This is a genomic window from Magnetospirillum sp. UT-4, assembly GCF_902729435.1.
Lineage (GTDB): Bacteria > Pseudomonadota > Alphaproteobacteria > Rhodospirillales > Magnetospirillaceae > Magnetospirillum.
The window spans coordinates 61,336-79,710 of the sequence record NZ_CACVCG010000037.1; the positions used below are offsets into that span (position 1 = coordinate 61,336).

The 18,375-nt window shown below is 68.6% G+C and carries 15 protein-coding genes; 9 read left to right on the plus strand and 6 right to left on the minus strand.

Annotated elements, in window-relative coordinates; translation table 11 throughout:
* Nucleotides 1-13 precede the first annotated feature (13 nt).
* From MTBUT4_RS03860 to MTBUT4_RS03870, 3 genes are all read left to right on the plus strand, one after another.
* Nucleotides 14-601 carry a BON domain-containing protein gene (locus tag MTBUT4_RS03860; protein ID WP_173978341.1) on the plus strand — a complete coding sequence of 196 codons (588 nt, stop codon included), beginning with the start codon at nucleotides 14-16 and terminating at the stop codon, nucleotides 599-601.
* Between the two features lie 3 nt (nucleotides 602-604).
* On the plus strand, nucleotides 605-760 hold the full coding sequence (locus tag MTBUT4_RS03865; protein ID WP_173978342.1) for a hypothetical protein: 156 nt from the start codon (nucleotides 605-607) through the stop codon (nucleotides 758-760).
* Between the two features lie 78 nt (nucleotides 761-838).
* The gene (locus MTBUT4_RS03870; protein ID WP_173978343.1) at nucleotides 839-1,249 is read left to right on the plus strand and encodes a GFA family protein; all 411 of its coding nucleotides are present in this window, start codon (nucleotides 839-841) and stop codon (nucleotides 1,247-1,249) included.
* Here the strand turns inward: MTBUT4_RS03870 and argE are convergent.
* Nucleotides 1,246-2,418 carry an acetylornithine deacetylase gene (argE, locus tag MTBUT4_RS03875; RefSeq protein ID WP_254434724.1) on the minus strand — a complete coding sequence of 391 codons (1,173 nt, stop codon included), beginning with the start codon at nucleotides 2,416-2,418 and terminating at the stop codon, nucleotides 1,246-1,248. The two genes, MTBUT4_RS03870 and argE, sit on opposite strands and share 4 nt — an antisense overlap.
* A gap of 178 nt (nucleotides 2,419-2,596) precedes the next feature.
* On the opposite strand from argE, the gene MTBUT4_RS03880 reads away from it, so the two are divergent.
* From MTBUT4_RS03880 to MTBUT4_RS03890, 3 genes are read left to right on the plus strand one after another with little or no spacing between them, the layout of a single operon-like run.
* Nucleotides 2,597-4,345, plus strand: coding sequence for a peptidase domain-containing ABC transporter (locus MTBUT4_RS03880; RefSeq protein WP_173978345.1), 1,749 nt, complete (start codon nucleotides 2,597-2,599; stop codon nucleotides 4,343-4,345).
* Nucleotides 4,342-6,507, plus strand: a complete 2,166-nt coding sequence (locus MTBUT4_RS03885) for a peptidase domain-containing ABC transporter (protein WP_173978346.1) — start codon at nucleotides 4,342-4,344, stop codon at nucleotides 6,505-6,507. Before MTBUT4_RS03880 ends, MTBUT4_RS03885 begins: the two co-directional genes overlap by 4 nt.
* A gap of 2 nt (nucleotides 6,508-6,509) precedes the next feature.
* Nucleotides 6,510-7,904: an HlyD family type I secretion periplasmic adaptor subunit gene (locus MTBUT4_RS03890; protein WP_173978347.1), complete on the plus strand. Its 1,395-nt coding sequence runs from the start codon at nucleotides 6,510-6,512 to the stop codon at nucleotides 7,902-7,904.
* On the opposite strand, the gene MTBUT4_RS03895 is transcribed toward MTBUT4_RS03890, so the two are convergent.
* Together MTBUT4_RS03895 and MTBUT4_RS03900 are read right to left on the minus strand one after the other, a co-directional pair.
* On the minus strand, nucleotides 7,870-8,397 hold the full coding sequence (locus tag MTBUT4_RS03895; protein ID WP_173978348.1) for an isoprenylcysteine carboxyl methyltransferase family protein: 528 nt from the start codon (nucleotides 8,395-8,397) through the stop codon (nucleotides 7,870-7,872). The two genes, MTBUT4_RS03890 and MTBUT4_RS03895, sit on opposite strands and share 35 nt — an antisense overlap.
* Nucleotides 8,394-9,422: a type III polyketide synthase gene (locus tag MTBUT4_RS03900; RefSeq protein ID WP_173978349.1), complete on the minus strand. Its 1,029-nt coding sequence runs from the start codon at nucleotides 9,420-9,422 to the stop codon at nucleotides 8,394-8,396. The genes MTBUT4_RS03895 and MTBUT4_RS03900 overlap by 4 nt, the downstream gene beginning before the upstream one ends.
* Before the next feature lie 177 nt (nucleotides 9,423-9,599).
* Here MTBUT4_RS03900 and MTBUT4_RS03905 point away from each other — a divergent pair, with 177 nt between their 5' ends.
* Nucleotides 9,600-10,316 (plus strand): DUF502 domain-containing protein, encoded by a 717-nt coding sequence (locus MTBUT4_RS03905; RefSeq protein ID WP_173978350.1) that lies wholly within the window; start codon nucleotides 9,600-9,602, stop codon nucleotides 10,314-10,316.
* On the opposite strand, the gene recG is transcribed toward MTBUT4_RS03905, so the two are convergent.
* Nucleotides 10,303-12,384 carry an ATP-dependent DNA helicase RecG gene (gene recG, locus MTBUT4_RS03910; RefSeq protein ID WP_173978351.1) on the minus strand — a complete coding sequence of 694 codons (2,082 nt, stop codon included), beginning with the start codon at nucleotides 12,382-12,384 and terminating at the stop codon, nucleotides 10,303-10,305. The genes MTBUT4_RS03905 and recG overlap by 14 nt on opposite strands.
* A gap of 86 nt (nucleotides 12,385-12,470) precedes the next feature.
* Here recG and MTBUT4_RS03915 point away from each other — a divergent pair, with 86 nt between their 5' ends.
* Nucleotides 12,471-12,734 (plus strand): succinate dehydrogenase assembly factor 2, encoded by a 264-nt coding sequence (locus MTBUT4_RS03915; RefSeq protein WP_173978352.1) that lies wholly within the window; start codon nucleotides 12,471-12,473, stop codon nucleotides 12,732-12,734.
* Entirely contained in the window at nucleotides 12,731-16,201 is a 3,471-nt protein-coding gene (gene mfd, locus MTBUT4_RS03920) for a transcription-repair coupling factor (protein ID WP_254434725.1), read from the plus strand. The genes MTBUT4_RS03915 and mfd overlap by 4 nt, the downstream gene beginning before the upstream one ends.
* On the opposite strand, the gene MTBUT4_RS03925 is transcribed toward mfd, so the two are convergent.
* Both MTBUT4_RS03925 and MTBUT4_RS03930 read right to left on the minus strand, forming a co-directional pair.
* The gene (locus MTBUT4_RS03925; protein WP_173978353.1) at nucleotides 16,193-16,840 is read right to left on the minus strand and encodes a DsbA family oxidoreductase; all 648 of its coding nucleotides are present in this window, start codon (nucleotides 16,838-16,840) and stop codon (nucleotides 16,193-16,195) included. The genes mfd and MTBUT4_RS03925 overlap by 9 nt on opposite strands.
* Before the next feature lie 138 nt (nucleotides 16,841-16,978).
* On the minus strand, nucleotides 16,979-18,289 hold the full coding sequence (locus MTBUT4_RS03930; protein ID WP_173978354.1) for a diguanylate cyclase domain-containing protein: 1,311 nt from the start codon (nucleotides 18,287-18,289) through the stop codon (nucleotides 16,979-16,981).
* Between the last annotated feature and the right edge of the window lie 86 nt (nucleotides 18,290-18,375).

The window sequence follows — 18,375 nt, forward strand, 5'->3', positions numbered from 1 at the left end:
GGGGGTTATCCAAATGAGACACATCGTCATTACGGCATTGGCCGGCGTGCTTGCCGCCGTGCCGGCACAGGCCCAGTTGATGGATCTTCTGACCGCGCCCAAGACACTGGTCGATCGCGCCATCGAGGCACGCTCCGCCGGCGACATCGCCAAGGACAACGAGATCGTGGTGAAGGTCAACGCGGTGATGGGCAAGCTGGGCACCGTCAAGGCCTCGACTGAAATCTATGAGCAGCGGCTGCTGATCACCGGCATCTTCGACGACAAATCCGTCTATGACCGCTTCGAGCGCGAGGTGCGGGCGGTGACCGGCGTGCGCAAGCTCTATTGGCACGTGGCCTATCTCGCGCCCGCCGATCCCAAGCGCAAGGGGCTGCTGGACTGGGCCGACGCCACGGTGATGGGCACCAAGGCGCAGGGCCGGCTGGTCGGCACCGCCGGAATCGCCGACGTCAATTTCCGGACCACCGCCGACGCCTTCGGCACCGTGTACCTGCTGGGCCGCGCCCGCTCCCGCGAAGAGGCGGACAAGGCGCTGGCCCGGGCGCGGGACGGCAATGGCGTGCGCAAGGTCGTCACCTATGTCGACGTCAGGCCCTAGGACGTGGGAAAGGCCCGGAAATACCTGATCTACCTGGCCTCGGCGGTGATCCTGGCGGCCTTCTCGCCGGTGCTGCCGTTTCGCTACCTGGCTGCCGCCGGGGTAATCCTGGTGGGCCTGCTGCTGATCGACCTGGTCCAATCCGGCCGCCGCCGATAGCGCCCTGCCCGGATTGGGGATTGGCGGCGAACGGGGCGTGCCCGACATGGGGAAAAACCATGCCGGGAGGCCTGCGCCATGACCTATGAAGGCGGCTGTCTGTGCGGCGCCGTCCGCTATCGCATCGAGGGCGAGCCGTTATCCGCCGGTTACTGCCATTGTCGCATGTGCCAGCGCGCCGCCGGTGCTCCGGTGGTTGCCTGGGTCGCCTTCCCCCGCGCCGACTTCCGCTTCGTGCGCGGGCAACCCGACCGCTTCCGCGCCAGTGCGCGGGCGGTACGCCGCTTCTGTTCCCAGTGCGGGACGGCGCTGACCTTCGAATATTCCGGCGACACCGGAACCGTCGACGTCACCATCGCCAGCCTGGATGATCCCGGCGCCGCCGAGCCCATGTATCAGATCTGGACGTCGAGCCGGATTCCCTGGTTGCACCTGGAGGGCAGCGGTCCGGCCTATGAGGGCGACGCCCCCGGTACGCCGCGCAATTAGCGTTCGGTCATCACATCCATCAGCCGGCGCAGGAACGCCTCGCCCTCGGCGACCTGCGCCAGGGTGACGAACTCGTCGGGCTTGTGCGCCTGCTGGATGCTGCCGGGGCCGCACACCACCGCCGGGATGCCGGCGTGGTGGAACAGGCCGGCCTCGGTGGTGAAGCTCACCTTGGCGGTATCGTTGTTTCCCGACAGTTGGCGGGCCAGCACCGCCGCCTCGTCATCCTCGCCGGTCAGCAGGCCGGCGGTGGTGTTGTATTCGTCGAAGGTGATTCCGGCACCTTCGTCGACCGCCAGCATCTCGGGCACCAGATCCTGGGCGAAGCCGCGCAACTCGGCCATCAGCACCTCGACGTCGTGATCCGGCAGGTTGCGGAACTCGAACTCGAAGCCGCATTCCGCCGGAACGATGTTGAGCGCCGTGCCGCCATGGACCAGGCCGGTATGGATGGTGGTGTAGGGGGGCTCGAAGCCGAGGTCGAAGGGTCCGTTCTCGCGGATGCGGCGCTGCATGGCGCGCAGGAACGAGATGATGTCGGCGGCGATTTCGACGGCGTTGACGCCGCGGTGGTTGAGGGCCGAGTGGCACTCCTTGCCGTGGACGGTGCAGCGAACGTTTTTTTTACCCTTATGGCCGATGATCACCTTCATTTCGGTCGGTTCGCCGACGATGCACAGTTTCGGCCGCTCCGGCAGCCCGGCGATGTCGTGGATCAGGCGGCGCACACCGACGCAGCCGACCTCCTCGTCGTAGGAGAACGCGAACTGGATGGGCAAGCCGAGCCTGCGGGCGGCAAATTCGGGGGCAAGGGCGAGGCAGATGGCGATGAAACTCTTCATGTCGGCCGTTCCCCGGCCGTACAGCCGGTCGTCGCGCAGCACCGCCCGGAAGGGGTCGTGCGTCCAGGCCTGGCCGTCCACCGGGACCACGTCGGTATGACCGGACAGCAGGATGCCAGGGCGCCCCTCGGGTCCGATGGAGGCGAACAGGTTGGCCTTTTCACGGGCATCGTCAAAGGTCAGGCGGATCCGCGCTCCGGCGCCTTCCAGCACCTCGGCGGCATGATTGATGAAGTCGAGATTGGACTTGTAGCTGGTGGTGTCGAACCCGACGGCGCGTTCGATGAGGGTGACGCAGGCGGGGGACGGGGAAAGATCGGAGGTCACCGTGTCGCTCGTCGTTCGGGTCGTCGCTGGACAGCGCGGCATCATACGGCGAAGTTGAGGCGATGGGCCAGAGCGGCGATGGAAGGGGGGCGGGCGTCGTCCTTCGTGGTAATGACATGTCTTTCTGGGGTAAGTGTAGGGTCCCCGCCCGAGGGACCGGGAGGATTGGACGAGGGGCATGAGTGAAGCGGGTGCCGCGGTCGCCACCGCGGAGGCAGAGAAGGAACCGGGGTTCAGCCTGAACTCCATGTCCAGCCTGAAGTCGAACATGTTCGACCTCGGGGTGGCGTCGCTGTTCCTGAATCTGCTTGGGCTGGCCATGCCCATGTCCCTGCTGCAAGTCTACGACCGCATCCTGCCGAACAGTTCCACCGGAACCATGGTGCTGCTGCTCACCGGCGTGCTGGGCGCGCTGATTCTGGAATCCGTGCTGACCTTCGGCCGCTCGTACATGACCGGCTGGATCGGCGCCAAGTTCGAGCACAAGGCCGGCTGCGCCGCCCTGGACACGGTGCTGATGACCAGTATCGACCGCTTCGAGGAGGAGGGCTCCGGCGTCCATCTCGAGCGCATGAATTCCCTGGGCACGGTGCGCGAGTTCTATGCCGGCCAGGCGCTGCTCACCATCCTCGATCTGCCCTTCGCCCTGATCTATCTCGCCCTGGTGGCGTTCATGGGCGGGTTGCTGGTCATCGTGCCGGTCCTGCTGCTGGTGGCGTTCGGGCTGACCGCCATGCGGGTGGGCAACTCCCTGCGCGACGCCATCGGCAAGCGCATGCTCGCCGACGACCGCCGCTTCAACTTCATCATCGAGGTCCTGGGCGGCATCCACAGCGTCAAGTCCATGTCCCTGGAAGCCCAGATGGTGCGCCGCTACGAGCGCCTGCAGGAATCATGCGCCGAGGGCTATTACACCGTGGCGCTGAAAAGCGCCAATGCGCTCGGGGTGTCGTCGTTCTTCTCGCAGCTGACCATGATCTCGGTGGCCGGTCTGGGCAGCCTGCTGGTGATCGAGGGGGAGATGACCACCGGCGGCCTGGCGGCCTGTTCCCTGCTGGCCGGACGCGCCATGGCACCGCTGCAGAAGGCGCTGGGCGTCTGGACCCGGTTCCAGTCCTTCCTGCTGGCCCATGAGCGCCTGTCGAAGATCTTCAATCTGAAGCGCGAGGCTCCCGAGAACCTGCCCAAGCTGCCCCAGCCCAAGGGGTCGCTGGTGCTGGACAACGTCAGTTTCCGCTACGGCGAGAAACTGCCCTTCGTCATCGAGGAAGCCTCCATTGCCATCGAGGCGGGGGAGTGCATCGCCATTTCCGGCGGCAACGGGTCGGGCAAGACCACCTTGCTCGCCATCATGCAAGGCGCCCTGTGGCCATCGGTGGGACAGGTCCTGGTGGACGGCGAGCCGGTGGCCCGGTACGAGCCGCAATCGGTGCGCGACCAGATCGCCTACCTGCCGCAATCGGGTGTGCTGTTCCAGGGCACCATCTTGCAGAACATCACCATGTTTCGGCCGGAATACGACGATGTGGCCGTCGAGATCGCTGCGCTGCTGGGTCTCGACGAGGTGGTGGCGACCATGGCGCTGGGATTCGACACCCCGGTGGGCGACGGCGCCTATGATTCCCTGCCGCGCGGCATCAAGCAGCGCATCGCCATTGCCCGCACCCTGGTCTCCAATCCCCGCATCGTCCTGTTCGACGAAGCCAATACCGCCGTGGATTCGGCCGGCGACAATTTCCTCAGGGTCTGGCTGGAACGGGCCAAGGGCAAGCGCACCCTGGTGCTGGTGACCCATCGCCCGTCGCTGGTCAAACTGGCCGACCGGGTCTTCGACCTCGACAAGGGACGGCTCACCCCGCGCGCCCCCAAGGAGGACACCCGTCCTCCCAGCTTCCTGCCGCCGCAGGCCGGAGGAGGGGCGGCATGAGCCTGCTCGGACCCGTTTCCGCCCAGCCGCGGGCCAGCGCCCAGGCGATCGAACAGTACGAGGCGCAGATGGCGCGCCACGCGCTGGGCGGGTTCTCCGCCGCGTCGGACCTCGCCGCCTGCCTGTTGCCGCTGCTGAAGGCGCTGAAATGGAAGGGCGATCCCCGCCACGTCGCCGAATCGCTGCCGCACTTCGCCGACGAGCTCGACCTCACCGGGCTGCGCAACGTCATGGCGCACCTCAATTATTCCAGCCGCCCGGTCCGCGTCGAGGTGATCGACATCGACCCGCGCCTGCTGCCATGCCTGTTCCTGCCCGATGACGGGCCGGCGCTGGTGCTGAAATCCCTGAGCGACAACATCCTCGACGTCTTCGACAGCGCCGTCGGGGTGTCGCGCAAGATCACCGATCCGGACCTCAAGGGCACCGCCTTCTTCTTCACGCCGCTGAGCGACACCGGGCCGTCGCGGGTCGGGTGGTTCCGCACCGTCATCGAGCGCTTCCGGCCGCTGTTCTGGCAGTGTTTCTTCGTCACCCTGTTCATGAACGTGATGGCGCTGGCGACGCCCATCTTCGTGATGTCCATCTACGACCGCGTGATCCCCACCGGCTCGCTGTCGATGCTGACCGCCTTCTCCATCGGCGTCGCCATGGCGCTGGCGGTGGATACCATGCTGCGGGCGGTGCGGGCGCGCATGCTGGCCTTCATCGGCGCCCGTCTCGACAACATCATGGGCAACAACGTCTTCGAGCATATCCTGTCGCTGCCGCCCGGCTTCACCGAGCGTGCCACCATCGGCGCCCAGGTGGCCCGCATCAAGGACTTCGAATCGGTCCGGGAATTCTTTACCGGGCCGCTGGCAACGGTGTTCATGGAGCTGCCGTTCGTCCTGTTCTATTTCGCCATCATCTTCATGCTGGGCGGCGTCCTGGCGCTGGTGCCGGTGATCGCCACCTTCCTGTTCATCATCGGCGGCTTCGCTGTGATGCCGGTGGTGCGCAAGAACGTCAGCGTCGCCTCGCGGGCGGCGTCGCGGCGGCAGGAATTCCTGGTGGAAACCCTGGGCAAGCTGCGGGCGGTCAAGCTGTCGGCCGGCGAACATACCTGGGTCAAGCGCTACCGCGACATGTCGGCGCGGGCGGCCTATGGCGGCTTCAAGAACGGCATCTTCTCGGCCATGATCAATACCGGCTCGAACGTCCTCATCGTGTCCGCCGGCATGGCCACCATCGCCACCGGCGTCATCGGCGTGATCGAGGGCACGATGACCACCGGCGCCCTGATCGCCGCCATGATGCTGGTGTGGCGGGTGCTCACCCCGCTGCAGACGGCGTTCACCATGATCCAGCGCCTGGAGCAGGTAAGGGGGTCGATCCGCCAGATCGACCAGCTGATGGCGCTGAAGCCGGAACGCGATCCCAAGGCGATGGTGGCGCCGCTGAAGAACCTCAAGGGCCGCATCTCGTTCTCGCGCGTCAGCCTGCGCTACAGCAACGAGGCCGACCCGGCGCTGGTCGGCATCTCCTTCGACGTGGAACCCGGCGAGGTGGTGGCGGTGACCGGGCGCAACGGGTCGGGCAAGTCGACCATCATCAAGCTGATGCTCGGGCTCTACGCGCCGCAGGCCGGCTCCATCCGCATCGACAGCTCCGACATCCGCCAGATCGACCCGGTGGAGTTGCGCCACGCGGTTGCCTACGTGCCGCAGGTCTGCAATCTGTTCTTCGGTACCATCGCCCAGAACCTCCGGCTGGCGTCGCCCACCGCTTCGGATGCCGATATCCGCTGGGCCTGCGAGCTGGCCGACGTCTGGGACGAAATCAACGCATTGCCGCGGGGCCTGCAGACCCGGGTCGGCGACGGCACCATCGACCACCTTCCCACCAGCTTCGTGCAGAAGCTGTCGTTGACCCGGGCCTACCTCAAGCGCGCGCCGATCATGCTGTTCGACGAGCCGGTCAACGGCCTGGACTTCGAGGGTGACCGCCAGTTCATGCAGGCGGTGGATTACTTCCGCGGCCAGTCCACCATCTTCATGGTGACCCACCGCCCCAGCCATCTCCGTTTCGCCGACCGCATCCTCGTCTTCGACGCCGGCTACCTCAAGCTCGGCGGCCCGGCCGACGAGGTGAGGGCCCGCATTCCCCCGGACCTGATCTGACCATGACCAGCCAGAGCCTCGTCAACGTCCCTGATTCCGCCAAGTCGGCGGCCACCGCCGATGCCGACAAGCCGCCTGCCATCAAGCAGTCCAGCCGGGTGGCGCGCCACCTCGCGCAGGCGGTTCAGCTCGAGGAAGGCGGCACGTCGCCGCTGATCCGCTTCACCATGCTGACCGCCGGCGGCGCCTGCATGGCCTTCGTGCTGTGGGCGGCCCTGACCACCGTCGAGGAGGTGGCGGTCGCCGAGGGCGAGGTGGTGCCGGTGGGTGCGGTTCAAACCGTGCAGCATTTCGAAGGCGGTCTGGTCGAGGAAATCCTGGTCAAGGAAGGCGACCTGGTCCAGGCCGACCAGCCGCTGATCCGGCTGTCCGCGGCCCAGGCCATGGGTGACCTGGACCAGACCCGTGCCCGCGAGATCACCCTCTTGCTGAAGTCCGAGCGGCTGCGGGCCTTCGTCGAGGGGCGCAAGCCGGATTTCTCTTTCTCCGGGAAGGGTTACGAGCATCTGGTCGCCGACAACCTCAGCATCTACCAGGCACAGATGCAGGCGCGTGAGACAGCCCGCGCCATCATCCTGTCCCAGATCGAACAGAAGCGGTCCGACCTCCGGCTGCTGGAGGCCCAGCACGTCAGCCTCCGCCAGCAGGCCGACGCCCTGCGCGAAGAGCTCAAGATCCGCGACCATCTGGTGGCCAAGGGTCTGGTCACCAAGATCGCCCACCTCGACACCAAGCGTGAGACCGCCCGGGCCGAGGGCGAACTCGCCCGCATCCTGGGCCAGACCGTCACCGCCCGCGAGGCGCTTGCCGAGATGGAGCGCCGTCTTCTCGACAACCAGTCGACACTGCAGAAGCAGTCCATGGACGAGCTCGGCGTGACCATCGCCGAACTGGCGCAGGTGCAGGAAAGCGTCGCCCGCCTCGAGGACAGGGTGAACCGGCTGATGGTCACTTCTCCGGTGCACGGCTACGTCAAGGGCCTGACCGTCCACAATCCGGGGTCGGTCATCCAGCCCGGCGGCCTGGTCTCGGAGGTCGTCCCGGTCGATAACGGACTCCGGATCGACGCCAAGATCCAGCCGCGCGACGTCGGCCACGTCAAGCTGGGCCAAAAGGTCAAGATCAAGGTCAGTACCTACGATTTCGCCCGCTACGGCTCCATCATGGGCGAGCTGACGCGGGTCTCCGCCTCCAGCTTCCTGAACGAGAAGGGCGAGCCCTACTTCAAGGCGGCGGTCAAGATCGAGAAGACCTATGTCGGCGACGAGCCGGGCGTTCACGTGCTCCGTCCGGGCATGACAGTCCAGGCCGAGGTGATGACCGGCGACAAGACCCTGTTGCAGTACATGCTGAAGCCGATCTTCACCCAGATTCGCCAGTCGTTCCACGAACGCTGACCGGACGGCCGGCCAGGGCGGCCTCCTCTGTCTCGACCCGCAGGGCGAGAAGGGCGCCGTTGGCGGCCGAGAAGACGACGGCCAGGGCGACGGCGTCGAAAGCCAGCGGCAGCAGGGCGATTTCTCCCGCCACCACCCAGTAATTGGGATGGCGCAGCAACCGATAGGGACCGCGCCGCACCAGGGGGGCGCCGGGCAGGGTCAGGATGCGTGTGGTCCAGAACGGGCCGAGGCTGGCGATGACCCACAGCCGGCCGCCCGCCAGCAGCGCCAGTCCCGCCACGGCGAGTCCGTGCGGCGGCGCGTCGGGCGGCACGAAGACCAGCAGGCTGCCCAGCCAGGCGCCGTGCAGCACCACGAAGGCGGGGTAGTGGCGGGCCCCGATTTCCACCGCCCCGCGGGCGCGCAGGCGCCGCGTGTTGGCCGCGGCATGCCAGAGTTCGACCAGGCGCTGCAGGACCACCAGCCCGACCAGCGCATACAGGGTGCTCATGGCTTTTCCAGCAACAGGAAGCCGGCGCTGAAGCCGGGTCCCAGCGCCACCGCGACCGACCGGTCGGGCCATGGTCGGCCCCAGGCCCGATCGAGCACGAACAGCACCGTCGCCGCCGACATGTTGCCGTAGCCTGTCAGCACCGCGCGCTCGTCCGCCAAGGTCCCGTTCGCCAGGCCGAGGGCCGCTTCCAGGGCGGTCACCACCTTGGCCCCGCCGGGGTGGCACAGATAGCGGTCGACGTGCTCCGGCCCCAGCCCGTGCCGGCCCAGCCAATCCGCCATCGGCCCAGCCAGCCCGCCGGCCACCAGCGCCGGAATGTCGCGCGAGAACACCACGCCCAGCCCGTCATCCTCGACCCGCCAGCCCATGACGTCGAGGCTGTCGGGCCAGGTATGCTCGCCCCAGGCCGCCAGTCGCGGACCGGGCAGGGCGGTGGAGACCAGGCAGGCCGCGGCGCCGTCGCCGAACAGCGCCGTCGCCACCATGTTGGCGGCAGAGCGGTCGCCGGGACGAAAGGTCAGGCTGCACAGTTCCACCACCACCAGCAGCACCTTGGACCCGGGCGAGGCCTTGGCCAGCGCGCCGGCCCGCGCCAGGCCCAGCACGCCGCCGGCGCAGCCGAAGCCGAACACCGGCAGCCGCGCCACGTCGGGACGCAGGCCGAGGCGCGCGGCCAGCAGGGCGTCCAGGCTGGGGGTGCAGATGCCGGTGGTCGATACCGCCACCACCGCGTCGATCTCGTCCGCGGCGATGGAGGCACGGGCCAGGCAGTGCCGGGCCGCCCGCTCGCCAAGAAGCAACGCGTTCTCCTGGAACAGGGCGGACCTTTCCGCCCAGCCGTGCTCACGCAGGAACCAGTCGGGCGGCACGCAGGTATGGCGGCGCCGGATTCCGGCATTGGCGTGGACGGCGCCCAGCCGGGCGAGATCGTCCGCGAACAGCCGGGCGGCCAGCGCCGCGGCGAGATCGCCATCCAGCACATGGTCCGGCACGGCGGTGGCGATGGCGGCAAGGCGCGGCACGAAAGCTCCCTGGCGGCAGGCATCTGTAGGCGGCCGGTCACTGGTCTCGGCATGTGGGATGCCGGCGAAGCGGGTGCGAGGGCCGCCGAAAGCGTTACTCCGCCGTGAAGTCAGTTGCGCCGGCGCGCCGGCTCGGCCATCCTCTCGCCGACCCTTTCCCTGCCAGGCATTTTCCCCATGACCGACGCGTCCACCGACCCGTCCCCCCCCGAGCAACCGGCCGCGCCCGCTCCGGAATCGGACAGCCTGCACATCGGGCTGCTGGCGCGCCTGCGGGCGTACTTCTTTGCCGGCATCCTGATCACCGCGCCGGTCTCGATCACCTTCTACATCGCCTGGCAGTTCATCAAGTTCATGGACGACCGGGTGGCGCCGCTGCTGCCGCCCGAGCTCAACCCGCAGAACTGGGGCATCCCGGGCTTCGGCCTGATCATGGTGGTGGTGTCGCTGACCCTGATCGGATCGCTGACCGCCGGCTTCGCCGGACGCATCCTGGTCCGCCTCTACGACATGATTCTGGAGCGCATGCCGGTCCTGCGCAGCATCTACTCGGCGGTCAAGCAGATCTTCGAGACCATGCTGGCGCAGAAGGCCAATGCCTTCCGCGAGGTGGTGCTGATCCAGTATCCGCGGCCGGGAATCTGGACGCTGGGCTTCATCACCGGCTCCACCGGCGGCGAGGTGGCGGCCCGGTTCGGCGAGGAGATGGTCAACGTCTTCGTCCCCACCACCCCCAACCCGACCTCGGGCTTCCTGCTGTTCCTGCCCCGGCGCGATGTGGAGGTGCTGGAGATGAGCGTCGAGGACGGCATCAAGATGGTGGTGTCCACCGGCATCATCACTCCGCCCGAGCGCAAGCGCGCCGAGCCGGAGATCGCGGTCAGCCGGACCTGAGGGTGCGCACCGCGGCGTCGCGGTCGAACAGGTAGAGCAGCACCCGCAGGGATTGGCCGCGCGGCCCGGTCAGGTCGGGGTCGCGGTCCAGCACCAGGCGGGCGTCGTCGCGGGCCGCCGCCAGCAGGTCCGCATGCAGACCCAGGTCGGCGAGGGCGAATTCGGGCAGGCCGCTCTGGCGGGTTCCCAGGATTTCTCCGCCGCCGCGCAGGCGCAGATCCTCCTCGGCGATGCGGAAGCCGTCCTCGGTGGCGCGCATGATCTCCAGTCGCGCCTTGGCGGTTTCCGACAGCGGGGCATCGTAGAGCAGCAGGCACGACGAGGCGGCAGTGCCGCGGCCGACGCGGCCGCGCAGCTGGTGCAACTGGGCCAGCCCGAAGCGTTCGGCGTGTTCGATGACCATGATGGTGGCCTCGGGCACGTTCACCCCCACCTCGATCACCGTGGTCGCCACCAGGATATCGACCTCGCCGGCGGCGAAGGCGGCCATCACCTTGTCCTTGGCCTGCGACTTCATGCGCCCGTGCACCAGCCCGACGCGGCTGCCGAGGATGTCGGTCAGGTGGCGGTGGCGCTCCTCGGCCGCCGCCATGTCCGAGGTCTCCGAGTCCTCGACCAGGGGGCAGACCCAATAGACCCGGGCACCGCCCATGATGGCCCGGCGGACGCCGGCGACCACGTCCTCCAGGCGGCCCAGGGGCAGAGCGCGGGTGTCCACCGGCTGGCGGCCCGGCGGCTTCTCGTCCAGGCGGCTGGCATCCATGTCGCCATAGGCGGTCAGCAGCAGGGTGCGCGGAATGGGGGTGGCGGTCATCACCAGCACGTCCACCGCCTGGCCCTTGCTGGCCAGGTCCAGGCGCTGGTGGACGCCGAAGCGGTGCTGCTCGTCGATCACCGCCAAGGCGAGGTCGCGAAACGCCACGTCCTCCTGGAACAGCGAGTGGGTGCCGATCAGGATGTCCACCTCGCCCGCCGCCACCGCCGCCAGCAACGCCTCGCGGGCCTTGCCCTTGTCGCGGCCGGTGAGCAGGGCGACCCGCACTCCGGCGGCGGCGGCCAGCGGCTCGATGGTGGCGAGATGCTGGCGGGCGAGGATCTCGGTGGGGGCCATCAGGGCGGCCTGGGCGCCGGTTTCCACGGCGGCCAGGGCGGCCAGCAGCGCCACCACCGTCTTGCCCGAGCCGACGTCGCCCTGCAGCAGGCGCAGCATGCGGAGCGGGGCCGCCATGTCGGCCTCGATTTCGGCCAGCGACCGCTCCTGGGCGCCGGTGAGGCGGAAGGGCAGGGCGGCCAGGACCGCTTGCCGCAGCCGCCCGTCCCCGGCCAGGGGGCGGCCCTTCAGCTTGCGCATGTGGGTGCGGACCATGACCAAGGCGAGTTGGTTGGCCAGCAGCTCGTCATAGGCCAGCCGGCGGCGGGCCGGCGTGTCCTCGGTGATGGCGCGGGCATCGTCGGGATGGTGGACGGCCTCGATGGCCTGTCTCCACGAGGGCCAACCCTGCCGTTCCAGCCAGGCGGGATCCTGCCATTCCGGCAGATCGGGGGCGTGGCCCAGGGCGACCCGCACGGTCTTCGCCACCATTCGCGCCGTCAGCCCGGCGGTCAGCGGATAGACCGCTTCCACCACCATGATCGAATCGCGCTCAGGCGGCGGTACCACGTGGTCGGGGTGGGTGATCTGGACTTCGTTGTTGAAATGCTCGACCACGCCGCTGACCACCCGCCATTCGCCCTCGGGCAGCTGGCGCCGCAGCCAGTCCTCGCGGCCGTGGAAGAACACCAGGTGGAGGAAGCCGGTCTCGTCCGAGCAGCGCACCCGGTAGGGCCGGTTGCGCGACGCCGAGGGCATATGGGCATCGACGCGGACGGTCAGCGTGCATACCCGCCCGGAAGGGGCCTCGGCCACCTTGGGCGCGAAGCGGCGATCGACCACCCCCGAGGGCAGGTGCCACAGCAGATCCACCACCCGCTCGCCGGCCAGGCGCTGATACAGCGGCGCCAGCCGCGGCCCGATTCCGGGCAGGGTGGTCAGCGGCGCGAACAGGGCATTGAGCAGGGCAGGGCGCATGAGAGGGGGCGGGTTGATGGCTGACAGGGCGGACGGAACGCTCTATATCCTAGGGCTCCCAGCAAATCACGCAATGCCCGGCCCGCATGGATGCCCGACTGAAACGCCTTCTGTTCCGCGCCCACCACATGGGCTCCAATGAGAACGACATCCTGTTCGGTCGGTTCGCCGAGCGCCATCTGGCGTCTCTTTCGGCCGAGCAGCTGGACCGATTCGAATCCCTGTTGGCCGAGAACGACAACGACCTGTTCAACTGGGTGACCGGGAAGCAGCCGGTCCCCGCCCATCTCGAGCACGACGTCATGGCCATGATCAGGACCTTCGTCGAGGGCGGGGCGGTTGGCCCGTGACGGTATTTGCCGACATCCTGCCCGGGTCCGGCCGGACCCCGATCGCCGGCGCCCCGGAGGGCGTGGACGCCCTGGTGGTGGCGGACCTTGCCCGCAAGGCCGGCACGCTGTTCCACGTCGCCCGCGACGACGGCCGCATGGCCCACATGGCCGAGGCGCTGGCGTTCTTCGCCCCCGACCTGGAGGTTCTGGAGCTTCCGGGATGGGATTGCGTGCCCTACGACCGGGTGTCACCCAACGTTGACGTGGTGGCCCGGCGCATCGACACCCTGGCCCGGTTGGCGGGCGAGGGGGGAGCGTCGGGTCCCCGGGTGGTGCTGACCACCGTGGCCGGGCTGCTGCAGCGGGTGCCGCCGCGCGAGGCGCTGGCCCGGGCCACCTTCGCTGCCAGGGTGGGACAACGGCTCGACGTCGCCGGGGTGGTGGCGTTCCTCGAGCAGAACGGCTACGTCCGCGCCGACACGGTGATGGAGCCGGGCGAATACGCGCTGCGCGGCGGCATCGTCGACCTGTACCCGCCGGGCACGCCCGAGCCGGTGCGCCTGGACTTCTTCGGCGACGACCTCGAGGGCATCCGCACCTTCGAGCCCATGAGCCAACGCACGTCGGGCACGCTCGACTCGTTCTCACTGGCCCCGGTCAGCGAGGTGCTGCTGGACGAGGCCTCAATCGCCCGGTTCCGCACCGGCTACCGCGAGATGTTCGGAATCGTTTCGGGACCGGACCCATTGTACGAATCGGTGTCGGCGGGCATCAAGTTCGCCGGCATGGAGCATTGGCTGCCGCTGTTCCACGACGGGCTCGACACTGTCTTCGCCTATCTGCCCGACGCGCCGGCGGTGCTGGATCACCAATGCGAAGAGGCGCGCGACGCCCGCTGGGCCCAGATCGACGAGTACTATCAGGCCAGGCGCGCCATCAGCGGCGCCGGATTGGCGGAATCCGGCATGGTCTACCACCCGGTGGCGCCGCCGCTGCTGTTCCTCGAACGCGAGGAATGGGACCGCCTGCTGGCCGCCCGGGCCACCTTCGCGCTGTCGCCGTTCGCCCCCGTCAACACCGAGGTTGACGCCGGCGGGCGCCTCGGGCGGGATTTCGGCGACATCCGGGCTCGGCCCGACGGCAACGTCTATGACGCTTTACGGGACCATATCGAAGCCGAAACGAGAGCCGGGCGCCGCTGCGTGCTGGCGGCGTGGACGGCCGGGTCGCGCGACCGCCTCGCCCATGTCCTCAAGGACCACAAGGTGAAGGTCGAGCCCGCCGATAGCTGGCCCGATGCGCTGGCCGGCAAGGCCCAGCTGCCCATGGTGGTTCTGGGCCTGGATCGCGGCTTCACCCTTCCCGACCTGGCGCTGATCACCGAGCAGGACCTGCTAGGCGACCGCCTCGCCCGGCCGGCCCGCAAGAAGAAGCGCGGCGCCCAGTTCCTGGCCGAGGCCTCGGCCCTGTCCGAGGGCGACCTGGTGGTCCATGTGGAGCACGGCATCGGCCGCTATGACGGCCTCGCCACCCTGGAGGTGGGCGGCGCTCCGCACGATTGCCTGCGGGTTCTCTACGACGGCGGCGACAAGCTGTTCGTGCCGGTCGAGAACATCGACGTGCTGACCCGCTACGGCTCGGAAAACGCCGGTGTCCAGTTGGACAAGCTGGGCGGCGCCGCCTGGCAGCAGCGCAAGGCCAAGCTGAAGAAGCGCATTCGCGACATGGCCGAGCAGCTGATCGCGGTGGCGGCGCAGCGCCAGATGCGCAAGGCCGAGTCGCTGAACCCCACCGAGGGCCTGTGGGACGAGTTCTGCGCCCGCTTCCCCTATGCCGAGACCGAGGACCAGTCGCGCGCCATCGAGGATTCCATCGCCGACCTCGCCTCGGGCCGCCCCATGGACCGCCTGGTCTGCGGCGATGTCGGCTTCGGCAAGACCGAGGTGGCGCTGCGGGCCGCCTTCGTCGCCGCCATGGCCGGGCTTCAGGTGGCCGTCGTGGTGCCGACCACCTTGCTGGCGCGCCAGCATCACCGCACCTTCGCGCAGCGTTTCGCCGGCCTGCCGGTCAAGGTCGAGCAACTCTCCCGCCTGGTCGTCGCCAAGCATGCCGCCCAGGTCAAGGCCGGGCTGACCGACGGCTCGGTCGACATCGTGGTGGGCACCCATGCCCTGCTGGCCAAGGGCATCGCCTTCAAGCGCCTGGGCCTGCTGATCATCGACGAGGAGCAGCATTTCGGCGTCGCCCACAAGGAGCGCCTGAAGCAGCTGAAGGGCGACGTCCACGTGCTGACGCTCACCGCCACGCCGATTCCGCGCACCCTGCAGCTCGCCCTCAGCGGGGTCAAGGAGATGAGCGTCATCGCCACCCCGCCGGTGGACCGCCAGGCGGTGCGCACCTTCGTGCTGCCCTTCGACCCGGTGGTTGTGCGCGAGGCCATCCTGCGCGAACGCTACCGCGGCGGCCAGGTGTTCTACGTCTGCCCGCGCCTGGCCGACATCGACCGCGTCGCCGACCGCCTCGCCAAGCTGGTGCCCGAGGTGAAGTGCGCCATCGCCCACGGCCGCCTGACCCCGACCGAACTGGAAGAGGTGATGACCGCCTTCGGCGACAAGCGCTACGACGTTCTGCTGTCCACCAACATCATCGAATCCGGGCTGGACATGCCCAGCGTCAACACCCTGATCATCCACCGCGCCGACATGTTCGGGCTGGGCCAGCTTTATCAGCTGCGCGGCCGCGTCGGGCGCGGCAAGACTCGCGGCTACGCCTATTTCACGCTGCCCGCCGACAAGCTGCTGTCGAAGGCGGCCGAGAAGCGGCTGCAGGTGATGCAGACCCTCGACAGCCTGGGGGCCGGGTTCCAGCTGGCCAGCCACGACCTCGACATCCGCGGTGCCGGCAACCTGCTGGGCGAGGAACAGTCCGGACACATCCGCGAGGTGGGGGTCGAGCTCTACCAGCAGATGGTCGAAGAGGCGGTGGCGGCGGCCCGCGGCGGGCCGGGCGAGGTGGCCGAGGAAACCTGGTCGCCGCAGATCACCGTCGGCAGTCCGGTGCTGATCCCGGAGGGCTACGTCCAGGATCTGGCGCTGCGCCTGTCGCTCTACCGCCGCATCGCCGGCTTGACCGAGGCCGCCGAGATCGAGGCCCTGGCGGCCGAGCTGGTGGACCGTTTCGGCACGCTGCCGCCCGAGGTCGAGAACCTGCTCGAGGTGGTCGCCGTCAAGGCCGCCTGCAAGCAGGCCGGCATCGAGAAGGTGGATGCCGGACCCAAGGGGGCGGTGGTCACCTTCCGCAACAACAGCTTCCCCAACCCGGCCGGCCTGGTGAAGCTGATCAGCCAGCAATTGGGCACCGCCAAGCTGCGTCCCGATCACAAGCTGGTGTTCATCCGCGGCTGGGACGAGCCGGACCAGCGGGTCAAGGGGCTGCGCAAGGTGGTCGCCAGGCTGGCGGAGATCGCACGGGAAGGCTCAGCTTAGCGCCGCTTCCGCCTCGCCCTCGCGGGCGATGTCGATCAGGCGCAGCAGGATGTCGGGTTCCTGCGCCCCGGCCAGGGCGTACATCCCTTCCAGGATCATGCAGGGCACGCCGTTGACCCCCAGGCGGTGGGCCCGGGCATTGTCGTTCATCACCGCCGCGATGTCGGCGTCCGACAGCAGGTAGGCCTTGAGGTCGCGGGCCGGCAGCCCCAGCCCTTCGCCCACCGCGACCAGGTCGTCGATGGCGCCGATGTCGCGCCCCTGGCAGAAATAGGCGTGGAAGAGGGCCTCCACCGTCTCGGCCTCGCGCCCAAGCCCGGTGGCGAAGCGGATCATGCGATGGGAGTGCAGGGTATTGGGGGCGCGGGTGATGCGATCGAAGGCGAACTCGATCCCCTCGACCCGTCCGGCCGCCGCCACCGCCCCGTGGATACGCTGCACCCGGGCCGGGCCGCCGAACTTGCGGTCGAGGTAGACCTGACGGTCGATACCCTCGAGCGGGACGTCGGGATTGAGCAGGAAGGGGCGCCAGCGGATATCAACCCGGGCGCTGGTCCGCGCCGCCAGTGCCCGCTGGAACCGCCGCTTGCCGACATAGCACCAGGGACAGACGGTGTCGAAGACGAACTCGACGATCATGCCGCCTCCTCGCGGCGCCTGGGCCTAGAGCGTGTTGACGCCATGCGGGAACACGCGATCAGCCCGAGTGGCGTCTGAACGGCCCGGCACGGGGCAGATGGTGATTCTAGACTTGTTTCAGCGCGAGCTGAAGCAAGTCTAGTCGATGTCGCGACGGGCGCGGCGCAGCAGGGTATCGACATCGTCGTCGTCACGGGCGTCGGCACAACCGACCTGGACCCACACCTTGACCGGCTGATAGACCTCGCGCACCGCGAAATCCGTATAGGCCAGCACGCCGGCGATGCGGTGCATCACCACTTCGGCCTCGACCAGCGGGGTGTCGGGCAGGACGGCGCAGAACTCGTTGGCCTTGAAGGCGGAAGTGAGATCCTCGGCGCGCAGCAGCCCGGTGATCCACTGGCCGACCTGCTGCGTCAGGTGCAGGGCGGCGTCGTCGCCGAACTGGCGGCGCACGCCCTCGATGTTGGGAGCCGAAAAGAAGATCACCGACAACTGGCGCCCCTGAGTCCGCGCCACCTCAAGGCGGCCGGCCAGGTAGCTGTCGAGGAACGCCCGGCTGTAGGCGCCGGTGTTGCCGTCGCGGGTGGCGTTCTGCAGGCTGTCGTTGAGGGCGCCACGGATGGCCCAGCGCAGTTGCTGGCGACGCACCAGGGCGATCACCGCGCTGCGCAGGACCACCGGATCGACCGGATGGGGCAGCACCCGGGTGGCGCCGCGGCGATAGGCCTCGGCCGGATCGGTGGCCATGCCGGCCAGCAGCACCATGGGAAGGTTGAACAGGCGCGGATTGTTGCGCACCTGCGAGCAGAACCCGAGAACACTCTCCGGCTCCTCGCGGAAGCTCAGCACGGCGGCATCGAAATTGCGCCCCGTAAGCAGCGACTCGGCCTCGTACAGGTTGGCGCAGGTGACGGCCTCGACCGCCGTCCCGAGCACCGTGGTCACCGGCTCGGCATCGTCGCCGATCACCAGCACCGCCGCGTTGCCGGCCCCCGGTCCCTCGACCCGGTCGCGGGCGATGACTCCGAACCGTGCCGCCACCTGGGCCCGCTGGCGCAGTTCGGCATGCATGACGGCAAGGCGCACCAGGGGGCGCAGGCGCGCGAACAACTCGGTGTCGTCGCACCCCATGGCGATGGCGTCGGTCAATCCCGCGGACAAGGCACGGTCGCACAGGTCCGCCGTCAACTGGTCGGCGAAAACCACCACCGGGATGTCGGCGGTCACCGCGTTTTCCGTCAGGGCACGGCCGAATTCCACCGGATCGGTGCCCTCGGACTGGCCGATCAGGACCAGATCCGGATGCTCGGCGGTGGCCATCCGCATGCCCTCGGCAGCGTCCGGAGCGATCCCGGCGTGGTAGCCGCCGCGGCCCAAGCGCTCGGCCAGGGCGGCGGCCCGTCCGGCATTGGTGTCCACGATCAGGACGTTGGCAAGGCGGATCATCTCTTCCCCTGTCTTGTGGCAGGCCCCATGGGTCGCCAGAATAATACGGATCGCCCTTCGTCATAAGGGGAAAGGTGAAATCCCCC